Annotated in this window: 17 protein-coding genes; 8 read left to right on the forward strand and 9 right to left on the reverse strand. The window is 72.6% G+C overall.

The annotated features are described in order from the left end of the window. Positions 1-12: 12 nt before the first annotated feature. Positions 13-459, reverse strand: coding sequence for an Lrp/AsnC family transcriptional regulator (locus FPZ41_RS04110; protein WP_131561477.1), 447 nt, complete (start codon positions 457-459; stop codon positions 13-15). A 95-nt stretch (positions 460-554) separates the two neighbouring features. Here FPZ41_RS04110 and FPZ41_RS04115 point away from each other — a divergent pair, with 95 nt between their 5' ends. From FPZ41_RS04115 to FPZ41_RS04125, 3 genes are all read left to right on the forward strand, one after another. Continuing rightward, on the forward strand, positions 555-1034 hold the full coding sequence (locus FPZ41_RS04115) for a rhodanese-like domain-containing protein (RefSeq protein WP_152859165.1): 480 nt from the start codon (positions 555-557) through the stop codon (positions 1032-1034). A gap of 54 nt (positions 1035-1088) precedes the next feature. Further along, positions 1089-1604, forward strand: a complete 516-nt coding sequence (locus FPZ41_RS04120) for an immunity 21 family protein (protein ID WP_152859167.1) — start codon at positions 1089-1091, stop codon at positions 1602-1604. 70 nt (positions 1605-1674) lie between these two features. Beyond that, positions 1675-2520, forward strand: a complete 846-nt coding sequence (locus FPZ41_RS04125) for an SDR family oxidoreductase (RefSeq protein ID WP_152859169.1) — start codon at positions 1675-1677, stop codon at positions 2518-2520. 70 nt (positions 2521-2590) lie between these two features. Here FPZ41_RS04125 and FPZ41_RS04130 read toward each other — a convergent pair whose 3' ends face one another. Further along, complete coding sequence (locus FPZ41_RS04130) at positions 2591-4282, reverse strand: DUF885 domain-containing protein (protein WP_152859171.1); 1692 nt, start codon at positions 4280-4282, stop codon at positions 2591-2593. A 79-nt stretch (positions 4283-4361) separates the two neighbouring features. Continuing rightward, positions 4362-4853, reverse strand: coding sequence for an Lrp/AsnC family transcriptional regulator (locus tag FPZ41_RS04135; RefSeq protein WP_152859173.1), 492 nt, complete (start codon positions 4851-4853; stop codon positions 4362-4364). A 60-nt stretch (positions 4854-4913) separates the two neighbouring features. Between FPZ41_RS04135 and FPZ41_RS04140 the strand changes: the two genes are divergently transcribed. Next, positions 4914-6161 carry a trans-sulfuration enzyme family protein gene (locus FPZ41_RS04140; protein WP_152859176.1) on the forward strand — a complete coding sequence of 416 codons (1248 nt, stop codon included), beginning with the start codon at positions 4914-4916 and terminating at the stop codon, positions 6159-6161. Here the strand turns inward: FPZ41_RS04140 and FPZ41_RS04145 are convergent. The 3 genes from FPZ41_RS04145 to pdxR form a co-directional block, all read right to left on the reverse strand. After that, positions 6094-7554 carry a GNAT family N-acetyltransferase gene (locus FPZ41_RS04145; RefSeq protein WP_152859178.1) on the reverse strand — a complete coding sequence of 487 codons (1461 nt, stop codon included), beginning with the start codon at positions 7552-7554 and terminating at the stop codon, positions 6094-6096. The two genes, FPZ41_RS04140 and FPZ41_RS04145, sit on opposite strands and share 68 nt — an antisense overlap. 134 nt (positions 7555-7688) lie before the next feature. Then, positions 7689-9284 carry an alkaline phosphatase D family protein gene (locus tag FPZ41_RS04150; RefSeq protein ID WP_152859180.1) on the reverse strand — a complete coding sequence of 532 codons (1596 nt, stop codon included), beginning with the start codon at positions 9282-9284 and terminating at the stop codon, positions 7689-7691. Positions 9285-9502: 218 nt separating this feature from the next. Then, positions 9503-10957, reverse strand: a complete 1455-nt coding sequence (pdxR, locus tag FPZ41_RS04155) for a MocR-like pyridoxine biosynthesis transcription factor PdxR (RefSeq protein WP_152859182.1) — start codon at positions 10955-10957, stop codon at positions 9503-9505. 47 nt (positions 10958-11004) lie between these two features. Here pdxR and FPZ41_RS04160 point away from each other — a divergent pair, with 47 nt between their 5' ends. From FPZ41_RS04160 to FPZ41_RS04170, 3 genes are all read left to right on the forward strand, one after another. Further along, positions 11005-11958, forward strand: coding sequence for a DMT family transporter (locus FPZ41_RS04160; protein WP_152859184.1), 954 nt, complete (start codon positions 11005-11007; stop codon positions 11956-11958). Next, complete coding sequence (locus tag FPZ41_RS04165; protein WP_322619805.1) at positions 11955-12857, forward strand: RNA polymerase sigma-70 factor; 903 nt, start codon at positions 11955-11957, stop codon at positions 12855-12857. Before FPZ41_RS04160 ends, FPZ41_RS04165 begins: the two co-directional genes overlap by 4 nt. A 146-nt stretch (positions 12858-13003) precedes the next feature. Continuing rightward, complete coding sequence (locus FPZ41_RS04170; RefSeq protein ID WP_322619806.1) at positions 13004-13765, forward strand: GntR family transcriptional regulator; 762 nt, start codon at positions 13004-13006, stop codon at positions 13763-13765. An 85-nt stretch (positions 13766-13850) separates the two neighbouring features. Here FPZ41_RS04170 and FPZ41_RS04175 read toward each other — a convergent pair whose 3' ends face one another. From FPZ41_RS04175 to FPZ41_RS04185, 3 genes are all read right to left on the reverse strand, one after another. Continuing rightward, positions 13851-15008 carry an ROK family transcriptional regulator gene (locus FPZ41_RS04175; RefSeq protein ID WP_152859188.1) on the reverse strand — a complete coding sequence of 386 codons (1158 nt, stop codon included), beginning with the start codon at positions 15006-15008 and terminating at the stop codon, positions 13851-13853. A gap of 120 nt (positions 15009-15128) precedes the next feature. Beyond that, positions 15129-15791 (reverse strand): response regulator transcription factor, encoded by a 663-nt coding sequence (locus FPZ41_RS04180; RefSeq protein WP_152859190.1) that lies wholly within the window; start codon positions 15789-15791, stop codon positions 15129-15131. Positions 15792-15858: 67 nt separating this feature from the next. Then, entirely contained in the window at positions 15859-17013 is a 1155-nt protein-coding gene (locus tag FPZ41_RS04185; protein ID WP_152859192.1) for a sensor histidine kinase, read from the reverse strand. Positions 17014-17122: 109 nt separating this feature from the next. Here FPZ41_RS04185 and FPZ41_RS04190 point away from each other — a divergent pair, with 109 nt between their 5' ends. Continuing rightward, positions 17123-18052 (forward strand): ATP-binding cassette domain-containing protein, encoded by a 930-nt coding sequence (locus FPZ41_RS04190; RefSeq protein ID WP_152859194.1) that lies wholly within the window; start codon positions 17123-17125, stop codon positions 18050-18052.

Below are 18052 nucleotides of genomic sequence, written 5' to 3' on the forward strand. Positions count from 1 at the left end.
GGGTGGGCGCGGTCAGCGGCCCAGCGGGCGGCGCGGCAGCGGCGACGAGTAGACGACGCTCGTGGTCACCGACCCCAGCGCGCCGATCCTCCCCGTCACCTCCTCCAGATGACGCATCGAACGGGCCGCGACCTTGATGACGAAGCAGTCGTCGCCCGTGACGTGGTGCGCCTCCAGGATCTCCGGGGTCGCGGCGACGAGGTCGTGGAACGGCTTGTAGTTGCCGTGCGGGTACCTCAGCCGCACGAACGCCAGGATCGGCAGCCCCAGCCGCTCCGGGTCCACGACCGCCGCGTACCCCTGGATGACGCCCGCCTCCTCCAGCCGCCGCACCCGTTCCGTGACCGCGCTCGCGGACATCGAGACGGCCCGCGCCAGCTCGGCGAAACTGGCCCGGCCCTCCCGCTGGAGGACGTCGAGGATGCGCCAGTCGGTGGCGTCCGGAGAATACGAGGTCATGCCCCTCACACAACAGGGGAATCCCCGGCCGATCAAGACCCACGCCGTGGATTGCCTCTTCAGGGAGCTGGATCACCGGACATAGATTTCCCGCCATGACCACGACGACTGTTGTGAACCCCGTCCTGCGCGTCGCCCCGGCGTCCCCCGCGGCCGCCGCCGCCCACTTCCGCGCGAGCCTCGCTTTCCACACCGACGTGTCCGACGTCGCCGCCGCCCTCGCCGCCGACGGCGACCCCGGTTTCGCCATCCTCGACTCCCGTTCCACGGAGTCCTGGGACCAGGGCCACGTCCCCGGTGCGGTCCACCTGCCCACCGCCCTCATCGCCGACCAGGCGGAGCGACTCCTCGACAAGGCGGTCCCCGTCGTCACGTACTGCTGGGGCCCGGGCTGCAACGGTGCCACCCGTGCTGCCCTCGCCCTCGCCGAACTCGGTTTCCGGGTCAAGGAGATGCTCGGCGGCTTCGAGTACTGGGTGCGGGAGGGCTTCGCGTACGAGACGTGGGAGGGCCCTGAACGCCGCGCCACCGACATGCTGACCGCACCGGTGGACGCGGAGGACTGCGGCTGCTGAAAATGTAGGGGACACTGATCATCGTCCGGCGCGCCCCGTGTAGTTTCTCTTCGCATGTCTCGATACGCGGTTCCAGGTGTGACGCAGTGGGTGGAGTCGGGCGGGGGACCGCTCATCGCGGTACCTGAAGTGGTGTTGCCGTTCTGGACGGGAGCGGACGGCGGCGAGCTGTCGTCCGACTACGATCGGGCCTGCGACATCAACGGCTCCATCGGTTTACTCCCCGTCGGTGACACCAGGGCTCTCGTGCTGGGCGACGAACCCGCCTCGACCGCTTACCTCCCCGAGCACGGCACCTTCGTCCGGTGGTACGCAGCGAACTCCGAGGACGAACTCCTCGCGGGGGTTCCCACGGCGCTGGAGTCCGCGCTGTGGGAACCGGAGGTGGAGTGGCGGGTGCCGGGCTCGGTGGTCGTGTTCGACGCCGCCTGGCCGGGGGACGGTTCGCGTCGCACGGACCATCTGCGCGTCGAACTGGAGCCGGGACGCTACGGGGTGAGCGCCGCGTACGTATCGGCCGGTCCCGAGACCTGGCTGGGGCTCGTCAGGCTGCGACAGCTCGCCGCCTGACCGGCGCCGCGGTGCGGGGCGTACGAAATTCGCATGCGCCGCACGCGCCCGCCCCGCATCATGGGCGCCCATGCCTCAGTTCCCACACCCCGCGCCGGAAGAACTGCGTCGCGACCCGTTGCCCCTGCGCGGTCGCACGGCCCTCGTCACCGGGGCGAGCAGACGCGGCGGCATCGGTTACGCCGTGGCCCGCCGTCTCGCCGCGTACGGGGCGAGCGTGTACCTGCACCACCACGTGCCGCACGACACCGCCATGCCCTGGGGCGCCGACCATCCGGAGGAAGTGGCCGCCGGTGTGCGCGAGGTGCTCGGCGACCCGGACGCGCGGGTGCTCGACGGGCCGGGCGACCTGTCCGACCCGGCCGCGCCCGCCGAACTGGTGTCACGGGCCGCGGACGCGCTCGGCGGACGCCTCGACATCCTCGTCGCCAACCATGCCCTCTCCGGCTCGGACGGCGCGCTCGACACCATCGACTCCGCGATGCTCGACGCCCACTGGGCGGTCGACACCCGCTCGGTGCTCCTCCTCGTCCAGGCGTACGCCCGGCTCCGGGCCGCCCTCCCGCCGCGCACCCCGGGCGGGCGCGTGATGATGATGACCTCCGGGCAGGACATCGCGGGCGGCATGCCGGGCGAGATCGCGTACGCCCTCCAGAAGGGCGCCCTCGCCTCGATCACCCGCTCTCTGTCCACCACCCTCGCCGACCTCGCCGTCACCGTGAACACCGTCAACCCCGGCCCCGTGGACACGGACTACAGAAGCGGCGACGACTACGCGGCCATCGCCGCGATGTTCCCGGCCGGCCGCTGGGGCATGCCCGACGACCCCGCCCGCCTCATCTCCTGGCTTGCCACGGACGAGGCCGCGTGGATCACCGGGCAGGTCATCGACTCGGAGGGCGGGTTCCGTCGCTGAGACGGGACGCGTGGGCGCGTGACGGATGCCGCGGAGACCCGCCGGCATCCGTCCCCCGCCCACCGCACCGTCAGAGCTGCGACAGTTCGTCCACAAGGTCGTCCAGGCCCAGGGCACCCTGGGACAGGGCCGCCATGTGCCAGGCCTTGAGGTCGAAGGCGTCGCCGTGGCGCCGCCGCGCGTTCTCGCGGCCCAACAGCCAGGCGCGCTCGCCGAGTTTGTAGCCGATGGCCTGGCCGGGGATGGTGAGATAGCGGGTCAGCTCGCTCTCCACGAAGTCCGCCGGGCGGCTGCTGTGCGCGCCGAAGAACTCCTGGGCCAGCTCGGGCGTCCAGCGCTCCCCCGGACGGAAGGGGGAGTCGGCCGGGATCTCCAGCTCCAGGTGCATACCGATGTCGACGATGACGCGGGCCGCACGCATCATCTGCGCGTCGAGATAGCCGAGCCGCTCCTCCGCGTCCGCCAGGAAGCCCAGCTCGTCCATGAGCCGCTCCGCGTACAGGGCCCAGCCCTCCACGTTCGCGCTGACGCCGCCGACGGCGGCCTGGTAGCGGGAGAGGTCGTCCTTGACGTGCACCCACTGCGCGAGCTGGAGGTGGTGGCCGGGGACGCCCTCGTGGTACCAGGTCGACACCAGGTCGTACACCGGGAAGCGGGTCAGCCCCATGGTGGGCAGCCAGGTACTGCCCGGGCGTGAGAAGTCCTCGGACGGAGCCATGTAGTACGGGGCCGCGGCGCCGCCCGGCGGGGCGATGCGGGACTCCACCTTCCGTACCCGCTCCGCGAGTTCGAAGTGCGTGCCGTCCAGTTTCTCGACCGCCCGGTCCATCAGGACCTGCAGCCACTCCCGGACCTCGTCGACGCCCTCGATGTGCCGGCCGTGCTCATCGAGGTGCGCCAGCGCCTCCCACGGCGTCTTCGCGCCCGGGAGGATCTTCTCGGCCTCCTGTTTCATCTCGACGAGCAGACGGTGGAACTCCGACCAGCCGTACGCGTACGCCTCGTCCAGGTCCAGGTCCGTACCGTTGAAGTAGCGTGACCAGCGTGCGTACCGCTCGCGGCCCACCACGTTCGGGGCGCCCTCGACGGTGGGTGTGTACGTGTCGCGCATCCAGTCCCGCAGTTCGACGACGGCCGCGGTCGCCGTGCCGGCCGCCTCGTCCAGTTCGGCGCGCAGCGCGTCGGGGCCCGCCGACGCGAAGTCCTCGAACCAGCCACGGCCCGAACCGTCCATGTCCGCCCACTCGGTGAGCTGCTCGATGAACGTGGCGGTGGGGCGTGGAGCCGCGTACAGCTTGCGCTCCAGACCGAGGGAGAGGGACTCGCGGTAGCCCGCCAGCGCGGCCGGCACCGCGCGCAGCCGGGCGGCGATCGCCGCCCAGTCCTCGTCCGTGTCGGTGGGGGTCACGGTGAAGATGTCGCGCACATGGTGCGCCGGCGTCGACATGTTGCCGACCGCCCGGAGGCCCTCCTCGGCCTCGTGCACGGCAAGTTGCGCGGTGAGCCGCTCGCGCAGCAGGCGCGCGCAGCGGCGCTCGATGTCGCTGTCCGCGCCCGGCTGCCGCTCCGCCTCGTCCAGCCGGGCGAGCGTCGCCCTCATCAGCTCCGCCTCGGCCTCCTGGCCTGCGGGCGACGTGTCGGGCAGCTTGCTCGAACTCTCCTTCACACCGAGGTACGTACCGGTCACCGGGTCGAAGGCGACGAGCTCGTCGACGTAGGCGTCGGCGACTTCACGGGGCAGTGGGCTCTTGGTGTCAGACATACGGGCCATCCTGGTACGGCGGTGGGGGCGGCGTCAGCCCGGTGAACCAGGCGCGCGCCGCCGGACGGCCGGATTCCGCTCAGGGCATGACGCGGTCGGCGCGAGGCGGCAGCAGTGGCCCGCAGTCCCACTGCTGGAAGATCAACCGGGTCTCCACCCGCGCCACCTCCCGCCGTGAGGTGAACTCGTCGAGGACCAGCCGCTGCAGATCCGCCATGTCCGCGACCGCGACATGCACGAGATAGTCGTCAGGGCCGGTCAGATGAAAGACCGTCCGTGACTCCTCAAGGGCCCGGATGCGCTCCACGAACGGCCCCACCAGTTCCCGTCGATGCGGCCTGACCTGCACGGACAGCAGCGCCTCCAGGCCGCGACCGAGCTTGGCCGGATCGAGCCGCAGCCGATGACCGAGGATCACGCCGCAGCGGCGCAGCCGCGTCACCCGGTCCAGGCAGGTCGACGGCGCCACCCCGACCTGCGCCGCGAGATCGCGGTAGGTCGTCCGGGCGTCGTTCTGCAACAACCGCAGAAGGTGGAGATCCACCGGATCCAGTGCGACGGATTCAGCCATGCGCCGAACGTAACACGGGGCTCACCGCTGACAGCCCGCTCGATGTTCACCCTGGCGCCCATGAACCCATCGAGCACGCACGCGTACGACCGCGCACGCACCACGCCGCGCGCGCTGGCCACCGAAGCCGTGCACGCGGGCCGCGACGACCTCGCGCGCCAGGGCCTGCACGCCCCGCCGATCGACCTGTCGACCACCTATCCCTCGTACGACAGCCGCGGCGAGGCCGCCCGTATCGACGCCTTCGCCGCCGACGGCGCACTGCCGGAGGGGACACCGGTCTACGGGCGGCTCGGCAACCCGACCGTCGCCCGCTTCGAGACGGCCCTCGCCCGGCTCGAAGGCACCGAGAGCGCGGTCGCGTTCGCGAGCGGCATGGCCGCGCTGAGCGCCGTGCTCCTCGCACGTGCCTCGACGGGGCTGCGCCACGTCGTCGCCGTACGCCCGCTGTACGGGTGCAGCGACCATCTGCTGACCGCGGGACTGCTCGGCTCGGAGGTCACCTGGGTCGACCCGGCCGGCATCGCGGACGCGCTGCGCCCCGACACCGGGCTGGTGCTCGTCGAGTCCCCGGCCAACCCGACCCTCGCCGAACTCGACCTGCGGGCCATCGCCCACGCCTGCGGTTCGGTGCCGCTCCTCGCGGACAACACCTTCGCCACGCCCGTGCTGCAACGCCCGGTGGAACACGGCGCCCGGCTCGTCCTGCACAGCGCCACCAAGTACCTCGGCGGCCATGGGGACGTCATGGCCGGGGTCGTGGCCTGCGACGAGGAGTTCGCCGGGCGGCTGCGCCAGGTCCGCTTCGCCACCGGCGGCGTCCTCCACCCGCTCGCCGGTTACCTGCTGCTGCGCGGCCTCGCGACCCTGCCGGTACGGGTCCGCGCGGCCTCCGCGACCGCCGCGGAACTCGCCCGGCGCCTTGCCGCCGACCCACGTGTCGCCCGCGTCCACTACCCGCGTATCGGCGGCGCCATGGTCGCCTTCGAGGTCCACGGCGACCCCCACGAGGTGATCGCCGGCGTCCGCCTCGTCACACCGGCCGTGAGCCTCGGCAGCGTCGACACGCTGATCCAGCATCCCGCGTCCATCAGCCACCGCATCGTCGCGGAGCCGGACCGGCACGGGGCCGGGGTCAGCGACCGTCTGCTCCGTATGTCGGTGGGCCTGGAGGACGTCGAGGACCTGTGGGGCGACCTCGACGGGGCGCTGGGCACGGACCGGCGCTCCCGGCGGAGCGTTAGCGCTCCTGGGCCCTCTCGTACGGCAGACGGGAGGCCATTGGTGTCGCGTCCAGGCGGGCGGTGACGACCAGGGTGCCCTCCTCGATCTGGTAGTCGAGGGGGAGCCCCAGGCCGCGCATCGCGGCGACCATGCCGGTGTTGGAGGACTGCGTGACGGCGTACACGCTCGCGCAGCCCGCCTCGGCCGCCATCGTCACCAGACGGCCCAGCAGTTCGCTGCCGATGCCCCGCCGCTGCCACGCGTCCTCGACCAGCAGCGCGACCTCCGTCTCGTCGCCGTCCCACATCAGGTGGCCGAGACCGACGATCTTCCCCGAGGCCGTCTGCACGGCCAGGGTGCGGCCGAAGCGGGGGCTGAGGAGGTGGTTGAGGTAGCGGTCGGCGTCGCCCACCGGGCCGTGGTAGCGCAGGCCCAGCGTGCGCGCCGAGCACCGCGCGTGCATCGCCTTCGCCGCGTCGAGGTCGTCCGTGTCGGCGCGCCGTACCTTTATGTCGCTGCCCTCCGCCAGCTTCAGCACGTCCTGGCTGCGCGGAATCCGCGGACCCAGCCGGGCGTCCAGCTCCACCAGGGCCCGCGCCCGCGCGAACTCCGTCGGCGTGAACGGCAGATACGGCCGCTCCACCGTGATCACCCCGCCCTCCGGCGCCCGCAGCCGCATCACCGTGTCCTCCGGGGCCTCTTCCTGGGGCAGGGCCGCGTCGGGAGCCGACGGAGGTCCCTCCTGCTCATGGGGGTCCCCCCGCTCGAGCGAAGCCGAGAGTGGGGGAGGAGCCGAGAACTGGGGGGAGGGAAGCGAGCGGATGGTGCACCGGCCGAGCAACTGGCGCAGGGCGAGCGGGAGTTCCGCCGCGTCCAGCGCCGTCCGCGTGGCGAGGCCCAGCACCCGGGTGGGCGCGTCGACGAGGTCGTGGGCGTCGGCCCGCTCGATCCACGTATCTCCGCCGCCCGCCTGCGACACCGCACGGGTGATCTCGGAGGCGGGCAGCTCCTCGGGCGCACGCAGCAGGAACTCGTCCACCGTGCCCTCGGCCAGCGGATGCGTCTGCAGGCTGAGGATGTCCACCCGGTGACCGGCCAGCGCGCCGCACAGCGTGGCCAGCGAGCCGGGCTCGTCCTTCACCGTCGTCCTCATCCGCCACAGCGCCAACGCCCCCTCGGACCCGGACGGCCCGGCCTGCTGCTCCTCGGCGGGCGGCCGGGCGCCGGTATCGTCCGCCGGCGGTGCGTGGCCGTGGCGGCGTGACCACCACATGTGGAAGCCGGCCGTGGCGATGAGTACTAACGCCGAGATCAGCAGCAGCGCCGGACCGTCCGGCCCGTGCCCGATCAGGTTCGCCACGGCGTCGGCGACCGCCACGGCCGTGAACAGCGCGGCGAGTTCCACCACGTCCCGTCGCCAGTGGTGGACGGGGCGACCGTCTCTCGCCCGCTTCACATCAGACATCTCAGGAGTCATGCAATCACTGTGACGGTAGGGTGTTGCGTGATCACGAACTCTCTGTGACTGATCGGTTAAGTAGCGTTCCGCACCTTTTGCTGCTCTTTGTGCGCGCAGGTGCGGACGCCATCGGTGTCAGGGTCGTCTCAGGGTTACTGTCCGACCCGTCCCGGCTGCAGGACCTTCGTGAACAGCACGGTCCCGTCCTGCTCGCGCAGCCGTACCGTCAGCTCCCCGCTGTCACCGTCGATGTCGACCTCGCCGAAGAACTGGTAACCGCCGGCAGGCGAGACGTTCGAGGCGGTCGGCGCCTTCACGAACACCCGCTCCGGGCCGAAGGTGTTGTCGAGGGCGCTCGCCGGGAACGCACCCGCGTTGAGCGGTCCGGAGACGAACTCCCAGAACGGCTCGAAGTCGGTGAACGCGGCCCGCGACGGCTGGTAGTGCTGGGCCGAGGTGTGGTGGACGTCGGCGGTCAGCCACACCGTGCCCGTGATCCTGCGGTGCTTGATGAACCGCAGCAGCTCCGCGATCTGCAGCTCACGGCCCAGCGGAGCGCCCGGGTCGCCCTGCGCCACGGCCTCGATGTGCTGCTTGCCCTCGGTCGCGTCGGGGACGACCAGGCCGAGCGGCATGTCGGCGGCGATCACCTTCCACACCGCACGCGACCGGGACAACTCGCGCTTCAGCCACTCAAGCTGCTCGGCGCCGAGGATGCCCTGCGGGTCGGTGGTCTGGTCGTCCGGCGAGTTGGCGTTGCGGTACGTGCGCATGTCGAGCACGAACACGTCCAGCAGCGGGCCCTGGTGCAGCACTCGGTGGACCCGGCCGTCCCGCTCGCCCGGCCGCAGCGTGGAGATGGGGAAGTACTCGCTGAACGCCTGCCGCGCGCGCCCCACCAGGACGTCGACGCTCTTCTCGGTGTAGCGGGTGTCGGAGTCCAGGATCACCTGGCCCGGGTACCAGTTGTTGCGCACCTCGTGGTCGTCCCACTGGATGATCGACGGCACCTGGGCGTTGAAGTTCCTGAGGTTCTCGTCCAGCAGGTTGTAGCGGAAGTTGCCGCGGAACTCCGCGAGGGACTCCGCGACCTTGGACTTCTCCTCGGTGGTGATGTTCCGCCACACGCTGCCGTCGGGAAGCGTCGCCGTCGCCGCGATCGGCCCGTCGGCGTAGATGTTGTCGCCGCTGCACAGGAAGAAGTCCGGGTCCAGCGCGCCCATCGCGTCGAAGATGCGGTAGCCGCCCAGGTCCGGGTTGATGCCCCAGCCCTGTCCCGCCAGGTCGCCCGACCACACGAAGCGCACTCCGTCACGGCGCTTCGCCGGTGCCGTACGGAACGTGCCGGTGACCGGCTCGCCGGTGCGGCGCGGGTCGTCCGGGTCGGCCAGCAGGACGCGATAGTGGATCTGCTCGCCCGACGGCAGGCCGCGCAGCCGGGTCGTCCCGGTGAAGTCCGTGCCGGAGCCGAGCAGGGGGCCGTGCCGGCGGACCGGGTTACGGAAGGACTCGGTCGCGGACGTCTCGACGATCATCCGGGCCGGGCGGTCGGAGCGCACCCACACCAGGCCGGAATTGGTGGTCACGTCCCCGGTCTGCACGCCCCATCCGGCCTGCGGCCGTCCGGACAGCGTGAACGCGGGTGCCGCGCCGAGGGTGGCGGGCACGGCCAGGGCCGCAGACGCGGCGAGAGAGCCGCGCAGCACGCTGCGGCGGCCGGGCAGGGGGCTCTGCGAACGGTGTGACATGAATGCGCCTCCAGGGACGGATCCGGCCAATGGGCACTGCCACAACTACTGGTGCACCACGGCTCACACGGAAACCACAAGTGAACAGCCGACCGCGCGAAGAAAGGAACCGGCGTGCGACTCCGGGCGCGTCGCGCCCTCGGGAGCCGGTTCACGGGTCCTCAGGCACGGGTCCTCGGGCACGGGACCTCAGGCACGGGAGGGAGCGGCCCGTGCCCTCACGGAGCGACCCGAGCCATCAGTCGCACCCCCTCACGAATCCGCCCCGGCGACAGATGCGCGTATCCCAGCACCAACCGCACCCGGTCGTCCGGAACCCGCCCGTGGTCCGCGAGCGGACGCACCGAGACCCCGGCCGCCGTCACCCGTCTCATGAACCGGTCCAGCGGTCCGTACGCGTCGGGCAGCGTGGCGATGACGTGCAGCCCCGCCGCGATCCCGGACACCTCCGTGCCGGGAAGGTGTTCCTCCAGGGCGGCTACGAGCGCGTCGCGCCGCTCCCGGTACGCGCGCTGGCAGCGCCGCAGTTGACGGTCGTAGTCGCCCCGCTCGACGAAGCGGGCGAACACCGCCTGGTCGAGCGTCGGATGGCCGAGGTCCATGGTCCGCTTCCGCTCCACGACCTCCTCGGCCGGCGCCTGAGGGACGCGCAGCCAGCCGAGCCGCAACCCCGGGGCGAGGGACTTGCTGACGGACCCGGTGTACGCGACCCGCTCGGGGTCGAGGCCCTGAAGCGCACCCACAGGGGCCCGGTCGTAGCGGAAGTCCCCGTCGTAGTCGTCCTCGACGACCAACCCGCCCAACGAGCGTACCCAGCCGAGGAGTTCGGCCCGCCGGCGCGCCGAGTACGCGATCCCGGACGGGAACTGGTGGGAGGGCGTGGTCACGACGACCCGTACCCCCGCCTCCCGCAGCGGGCCCATGGCCAGTCCCTCCGCGTCCAGCGGCAGCGGTACGGCGCCGATGCCCGCCGAGGCGTACAGCGCGTTGTGCTGGGGGCTCCCGGGGTCCTCGACGCCAACGGTGCGTACCCCGCGCGCGTGGAGCACGAAACCCAGCAGGGCCGCCGCCTGGGCCACGCCCGAGACCACCACGATCCGTTCCGGGTCCGCGACCACGCCCCGGCGCCGGGCGAGGAGCTCCGCGAGCGCCGTACGCAGCCGGGGCAGCCCGCGCGGATCGGGGTAGCCCAGCGCGTGGTGCGGGAGTTCGGCGAGCACTCCGCGCTGTGCCGCCGCCCACGCGGCACGCGGGAACAGCGACAGGTCCGGTGTCCCGGGGAGGAAGTCGGCGCGGGCACCGGGGAGACGCGGGGCGAGGTCACGCGCCCGGGGGCGCGCGGACCGTACGGCATCGCCCACCCAGGTGCCCGAGCCCCGCCCGCTCCTCACATACCCCTCGGCGGCCAGCTGTTCATACGCCTCTGTCACCAGTCCCCGTGACACGCCGAGATCGGCGGCCAGTTCACGGCTGGACGGCAGCCGGGTGCCCGGCGCGAGCCGCCCCGTACGGACCGCCTCGCGCAGCGCCGCCTGCAACGTGCGCCCACGCGCGCGTGCCGGTGCGGAGGCGGCCGGCAGAAGCAGTTCCCAGGAGGCGGCCCACGGAGCGGAACCCGACGGCGGACCCTGCGGACCTCGCCGGCCTTCCGGATTGGTCCCCGATGACGTCATGGAAGTGGACCTTAAACCGGACCGCCCGCCTTCATAGCGTCACCACCATGAACGCCACGACCACCCGCGGAACCCTCCTCACCGCCCTCGCCTGCGTCCTCGTCGGCGCCTCCTTCACCGCCAACAGCCTCCTGGGTGACTACCCGTACGCGGGCGGCCAGTTCCTCCGCTACGGCCTCGCCTGTCTGCTGCTCCTCCCGCTGGTCGGCCGCGGCGGCTCGGCAGCCCTGCGGCGGCTGGCCCCGCGTCAGTGGGCGCGGCTGGCGCTGCTCGCGGCCGTCGGCATGGTCGGGTTCAACCTCGCGGTGATCGCGGCCGAGCGCACCGCGGAACCCGCCGTACCCGGCGTCTTCGTGGGCTGTGCGCCCGTGGTCGTCGCCGTGGTCATCCCCCTCATGGAGGGGCGTCGACCGCAGCGGCTCGTCCTGTACGGCGCGTCGCTCGTCGCGGCGGGCGCGTTCACGGTCCAGGGGTGGGGCCGTACCGACGGCGCCGGAATCGCCTTCTCCCTGGGCGCCCTGGTGGGGGAGGTCGGTTTCGCGGTGCTCGCCGTGCCGGTGCTGCGCCCGCTCGGACCACGGCTGCTGTCGGCCACGGTGTGCGGGATCGCCGCGGTCGAGTCGGCGGCGGCCGGCGTCCTCACGGAGGGCACCGCCTGGCTGCGCACACCGGACCCGACCGAGACGGCCGCGCTGCTGTGGCAGGCGGTGGTCGTCACCGTCATCGGCTTCGTCTGCTGGTACATGGGCATGGAGCGCATCGGCGCGGAGCGCGCCACGCTCTTCTCCGGTCTCATCCCCGTGGCCGCCGCCTGCACCGCCCCCCTCGTCGGCACGGGCTCGTACGGCCTCGCACAGGCCCTCGGCAGCGCGCTGGTCGGTGCCGGGGTCGCACTGGGATCGCGGGCGCCCGCCCGCGCCACGTCCGGGTCGCCACGCCTAAGTGGCCGCCGGGCGTCGCCTGGACAGGGCGGCACCCGTCGGATGGGATGGAGGGCGTGACCACCGACACCGCGACCGAGGTCTTCGAAGAACACCGGCCCGTCCTGATGGGCGTCGCCTACCGCATGCTCGGTCGGGTGGCCGACGCGGAGGACGTGGTCCAAGAAGCGTGGCTGCGCTGGTCCGGTACCGACCCTGCCGACGTGCGCGAACCACGCGGCTACCTCGTCCGGATCACCACCCGGCTCGCCATCGACCGGCTGCGCCACGTGAAGTCGCGCAACGAGGCGTACGTCGGCCCCTGGCTGCCCGAGCCGTACATCACCGACTTCGCGGACACGGTTCCGGACGCCGCCGAGCGGGCCGTGCTCGCGGACTCCGTGTCGCTGGCCGTCCTCGTCGTCCTGGAATCCCTGTCACCGCTGGAGCGCGCGGTCTTCGTCCTCCGCGAGGCCTTCGGCTACCCGTATGCCGACATCGCGGCCGTCCTCGACCGCAGCGAACCCGCCGTGCGCCAGCTCGCCGGACGGGCCCGCAAGCACGTGGACGAGCGGCGGCCACGCTACGAGGTGGACCCGGCCGAGCGCCGCGAGATGACGGAGAAGTTCCTCGCCGCCGCGGCCGGGGGCGACCTGGAGGACCTCATGTCGCTGCTGGCCCCCGACGTCCGCCTGGTGGGCGACAGCGGCGGTCTCGCGCAGGCGCCCGTGCGGGTGCTGGAGTCGGCCGACAAGGTGGGGCGGTTCATGCACGGTGCGGCCCGGAAGGGAGTACCGGACGTGTCGTTCCGTTTCATGGAGATCAACGGCGGGCCCGCGCTGGTCACCCTGTCCGGCGACAAGGTCGACAGCGTGTTGCAACTCGACGTCGTGGACGGCCGGGTCCAGTGCGTCTACATCCTGCGCAACCCGGAGAAGCTGCTGTCGCTGACGGTCGACCACCAGCCGTCGCGGGACTAGCCACCTCACCACGCAGCCGTCCTACTCCCCGGGATTGGTCTTGACCAAGGGTGAGGGCCGCCTTATGGTCGCAGAGAAAGTGCAACAACCTTTAATAAACAAGGGCGCTAAAACGCCGCCGGCCACGGCGAAACGCGGAGGACAGGGTGGGGACCACGCAGCTCGAAACGGCGCCGGAGCCGAAGTACTGGCACCTCAAGACCGTGCTCAGTGAAGCACTGGACTCCGAGTTCTCGGTGGGTGAGATCCTGCCCAACGAGCGTGACCTGGCGGCCCGCTTCGGCGTGGCCCGCGCCACGCTCCGCCAGGCACTGGAGCAGCTCGAACTGGAAGGCCGGCTCCAGCGCCGCCGCGGAGTCGGCACCACTGTCGCCCCGCCGCGCATGGGGGTGGCCGTCGGAACCGAGGAGCACACCTGGCCGGGCGCGGCCGGCGACGCCTGGCAGCCCGCCGACTGCACGGTGGCGGCTCCGCCCGCGGCGGTGGCCGACCTCCTGGAGTCCGTCCACGGCGAGCAGGTGCACACGGTGCGCCGCTCCCGGGTGAGCCGAGGCCAGCCCGTCGCCGCCGAACTGGTCTACGTCCCGGCGTCCTCCGTGCCCGCCCTCCCCGCCATAGACACCCCTTCCGGTGCGGCCCGCGCGCGTGCCGTGCTGCGCGAGCTCCGGCACCTGGAGCTGGAGGGCCAGGACCGTGCGGTGGAGCTGGGCTCGGCCAGCGCGGAGGACGCCAAGGAGCTCGACCGGCTGCCCGGCGCCCCGGTCCTCGTCGTCACGACCCGCTTCTTCGCCGCGGGGCGCACCGCGGCGGTCTCCGTGGCCACCTACCGGGCCGACACCTGCCGGCTGACCTTCGGTGACCACGACGGTGTCGAGATCCACCACGGTCCGGAGCGCCGCGCCTCCTGAACCGTCCGAGAAGCCGCACCAGTCGCGCCCCGGGATGTCCGGGGCGCGATTTTCTGTGCCCGACCGCGCGAGGCTCCTCTGCCGCTCAGCGCCGCGCCGTCACCGTGCTCTCCACCGCGAACAGCTCCTCCTCCACATGGTCCAGCGCCAACCGCAGTGCCCCGGTCGCGACGGCCGCCGCACCCAGCTTGGAGAGCGTCACCCTGGGAGGGCGCAGACAGCAGCGCGCCAGTTCGCCGCGCAGCGGGTCGAGCACGCCGTCCAGGCCGGCCGCCCAGCCGCCGATGACGACCACCTCGGGGTCGAGTGCCAGGACGAGCGTCGCCACGTCGTGGACGAGCCGGTCGACGAAGCGGTCGACGGCCGCGCGGGCCCGCTCGTCGCCCTCACGCGCGTGCGCGAACACCTCGGCCACCGCCTGCTCGTCCAGGGGATGCAGGGGCTCGTCGGTGGTCGACAGCAACGCCTCCGGCCTGGCGCCGCGGCCCAGCAGATGCAGGGCTCCGATCTCCCCGGCCGCGCCCCCGAACCCCCGGTGCAGCCGCCCGCCGATCAACGAACCGGCGCCGGGGCTGAGGCCCGCCAGCACGAACACCATGTCGTCGGAGTCGGTGCCCGCGCCCTTCCAGTGCTCGGCGACCGCCGCCGCGTTGGCATCGTTCTCGACCAGCACCGGGCACTTGAACGAACGGCTCAGCCGCTCGCCCAGCTTCAGCCCCGTCCACTCCGGAAGGGCCGTGCCCAGCCGCACCGTGCCGTCGGTCTCGACGACCCCGGGGCTGCCCACGCCGACCGCACGCAGCGAGCCGCGGGAGACGCCCACGCGGCGCAGCAGTTCCGCGACCGTCGTGCGCAGCCGCTCCAGCCGTTCGTCCGCCGGCGCCTTCTCGTCGACGTCCTTGGACAGCGTGCCCAGCACCTGGCCGTCCAGATCCGCGACGAGCGCTGTCACCCGGTGGGCTCCGATGTCCAGGCCCAGCAGATGACCGGCCTCCGCCCGGAACCGGAACCGCCGCGCGGGCCGCCCCTGCCGCCGTGCGGCGCCCTCGTCGGCCGCCCGCTCCACGACGAGTCCCGTCTCGACCAGCCCCTCGACCACGCCCTCGACCGTCGGCCGGGACAGACCGGTCACCCGGGTGATCTCGGTCAGCGTCGCGTGGTCCGTCGCGCGCAACGCGTGCAGCACCACCGCTGAATTGATCCTGCGCAGCAGCGAAGGGTCCCCGCCGGTCAGCCGCCCCAACGTCCGTCCTCCCAGCTCGTGCGCGTGTTGGGCGGATGGTACTCGTCCTGGCCGACAGCGGCGAGGGCCGCAGCGTCCGGACCGGTGGCGGGCCTGGACGGCGCAGTAGCGGCGCTCCCGTCAGCCCGGAGCCACGAACCCCGACTCGTACGCCGCGATCACGGCCTGCGTACGGTCCCGCGCGCCGAGCTTGGCGAGGACGGAACTCACATGCGACTTCACCGTCTCCGTGCCGACGACCAGCCGCCGGGCGATCTCCGCGTTGGACAGTCCGCGGGCCATCAGCCGCAGCACCTCCGCCTCCCGGCCCGTCAGCGCGGCCCGCTCCATGGCCGCCCGCGCCTCCCGGTTCCCGCCGTCGTCCCCGTACTCGGCGGCCAACTGCCGCACCGACGCCGGGAACAGCAGCGACTCGCCCTCCGCCACCAGCCGCACGGCGTGCACGATCTCCGCAGGCCGGGCTCGCTTCAGCAGGAATCCGTCGGCGCCCGCCCGCAGCGCCTCGTACACGTACTCGTCGTTCTCGAACGTCGTCACCACGAGGATCTTCGGCGGCTCCGGCACGGTCCGCAGCACCGCACGCGTGGCCTCGATGCCGTCCAGCAGCGGCATACGGACGTCCATGGCCACGACGTCCGGCCGCAGTTGCCGCACCAAGGGGATCACCGCGGCACCGTCGGCCGCCTCCCCGACGACCTCGATGTCGGGCTGCGACTCCAGTACGGCTCGCAGCCCAGCGCGCACGAGGGGTTCGTCGTCGACGAGCAGGACGGTGACCGGCATCCGGTCAGCCTAGATCAACAGTGCGATGCCAGGGTCGGCTTCCGGCCTGCGCGGGCGCCGCCACCGGTCAGCGCAGCGGCAGCTCGACCCGCACCTGCCAGTCGCCCCGGTCCGGGCCCGTCTGCGCCCGGCCACCGAGCAACGCCGCACGCTCCCGTATCCCCCGCAGCCCGCTGCCCCGCCCCGGCCCGGGTATCTCCGCGGTCAGCGGGTTGCGGACCTCCAGGCCGAGCGAGCCGCCCGCCACCGCGACGCGGACCTGGACGGGCACGCCGCCCGCATGCCGCAGCACATTCGTCAGCGATTCCTGGAGGATGCGGTAACCCTCGCGGGAGACCGGGCCGGGCACGGTCTCCAGGGGCCCGGAGAGCTCGGCGTCGACCTTGGCGCCGGAGGCCCGCGCCGACTCCAGCAGCCGGTCGGCCTCGGTCAGGGTCGGGCGGCTGCTCACCGGGCGGTCCGCCTCGCGCAGGATGCCGAGGACCCGCTCCAGGTCCTCCAGCGCGGCCCGGCCGGTGTCCTCGATGGCGTCCAGGGCCCGGTCCGTGAACTCCGGGTCGCCCGCGGCCCGCGCCGCCCCCGCCTGCACCACCGCCACCGTCAGCGCGTGCCCGATGGAGTCGTGCAGCTCCCGGGCGATGCGGTTGCGCTCCAACAACTGCTCGGTGCGCTCCTCCAGGGCGGCGAGCCGCTCGGCCGGGGAGGGCCCGAGCAGGCGGCGCGCGATGGCGGTGACCAGCTCTCCGAGACCGACCACGAGGCCGTACAGCGCGATGAGGGGGAGCAGAGCCAGCAGGGCGTACGCCCAGTGCGGCTGCGCGATGTCGAGGATGGGGTTGTCGTACGGCACGCGCCCGAACGCCGCCCCCATCAGGTCGAAGGTGAGCAACGGCCCCCAGGTGGTGGTGCCCATGGCCACCGCGCCCAGGGCCATCCGCACTTCCAGCCACAGCACCGTACGCAGCCGGTCCCGCCAGGTCACCGACGGCACCGTGGAGATCCCCGAGTCCCGCTTACCCGGCACCAGCAGCAACTGCGCCTGCACACCCTCGCCGTGCCGCACGGCCGGGATCAACCCGACCGGAATCAGCAGCAGCGCGGGCACCCACGGCTTCGACATGTCGATGAACAGCCACACGCTCTCGAACAGCATCGGCACCCACAGGTGCAACCAGCGCGTGTACGTCGTCCCCCGGAACAGCGGGCGCAGGAAGCGGGCCATTCCGGCATCCTGCCAGCCACCACTGACAACGGACCTCCCCCGAGCGGGGGAGACGATCTCCGCGCCCGGGGGAGGAACCGACCCCGTTCCCCGGGCCAGGCTGTCCAACATGACCAGCATCGACACACAGGACCTCACCAAGGAGTACGGCAGCAACCGCGCCGTGGACCACCTCACCTTCCGCGTGCTCCCCGGCCGGGTCACCGGCTTCCTCGGCCCGAACGGCGCCGGGAAGTCCACCACCCTGCGCCTCGTCCTCGGCCTGGACCGCCCGACGTCCGGCACCGCCACGGTCGGCGGCCGCGCCTACGCCACCCTCGACGAACCCCTGCGCCACGTGGGCGCGCTGCTCGACGCCCAGGCACCGCACGGTTCACGGACCGCCCGCGACCATCTGCGGGCGCTCGCGGCAGGCAACCGCATCGGGGCCGGCCGCGTCGACGAGGTCCTGGAGGAGGCCGGACTGGCCTCGGTCGCGCGGCGCCGCGTGAAGACGTACTCCCTGGGGATGCGCCAGCGCCTGGGCATCGCGGCCGCCCTGCTCGGCGACCCGCCCGTGGTGCTGCTCGACGAACCGTCCAACGGTCTGGACCCCGAAGGCATCATCTGGATCCGCGAACTGCTGCGCCGCCTCGCCCGCGAGGGCCGCACCGTCCTGGTCTCCAGTCACCTCATGAACGAGACCGCGTCCTTCGCCGACCACCTGATCGTCCTCGGCCGCGGACGGCTGCTCGCCGACACTCCCATGCGGGACTTCATCCACGCGCGCGTGGAGCCGCGCGTCCGGGTACGCACCACCGACGGCCCCGCACTGCGGGGGCTCCTCACGCGGCACGGTTACGAAGCGAGCGAGGACGACGAGGGGCGGTGGACCGTCCACCACGCGCGCGTGGAGGACATCGGCCGCCTCGCCTCGGATGCCGGACTGCCCCTCCTCGAACTCTCGGCGGAAGAGGGCACCTTGGAACAGGCCTACCTCGATCTGACGGCCGCAGAAGCCGAGTTCACCTCGACCCCCGCCCAGCCCCAGGAGGCCTGA

Origin of the sequence: Streptomyces acidicola, assembly GCF_009377235.1 — a bacterium.
GTDB lineage: Bacteria > Actinomycetota > Actinomycetes > Streptomycetales > Streptomycetaceae > Streptomyces > Streptomyces acidicola.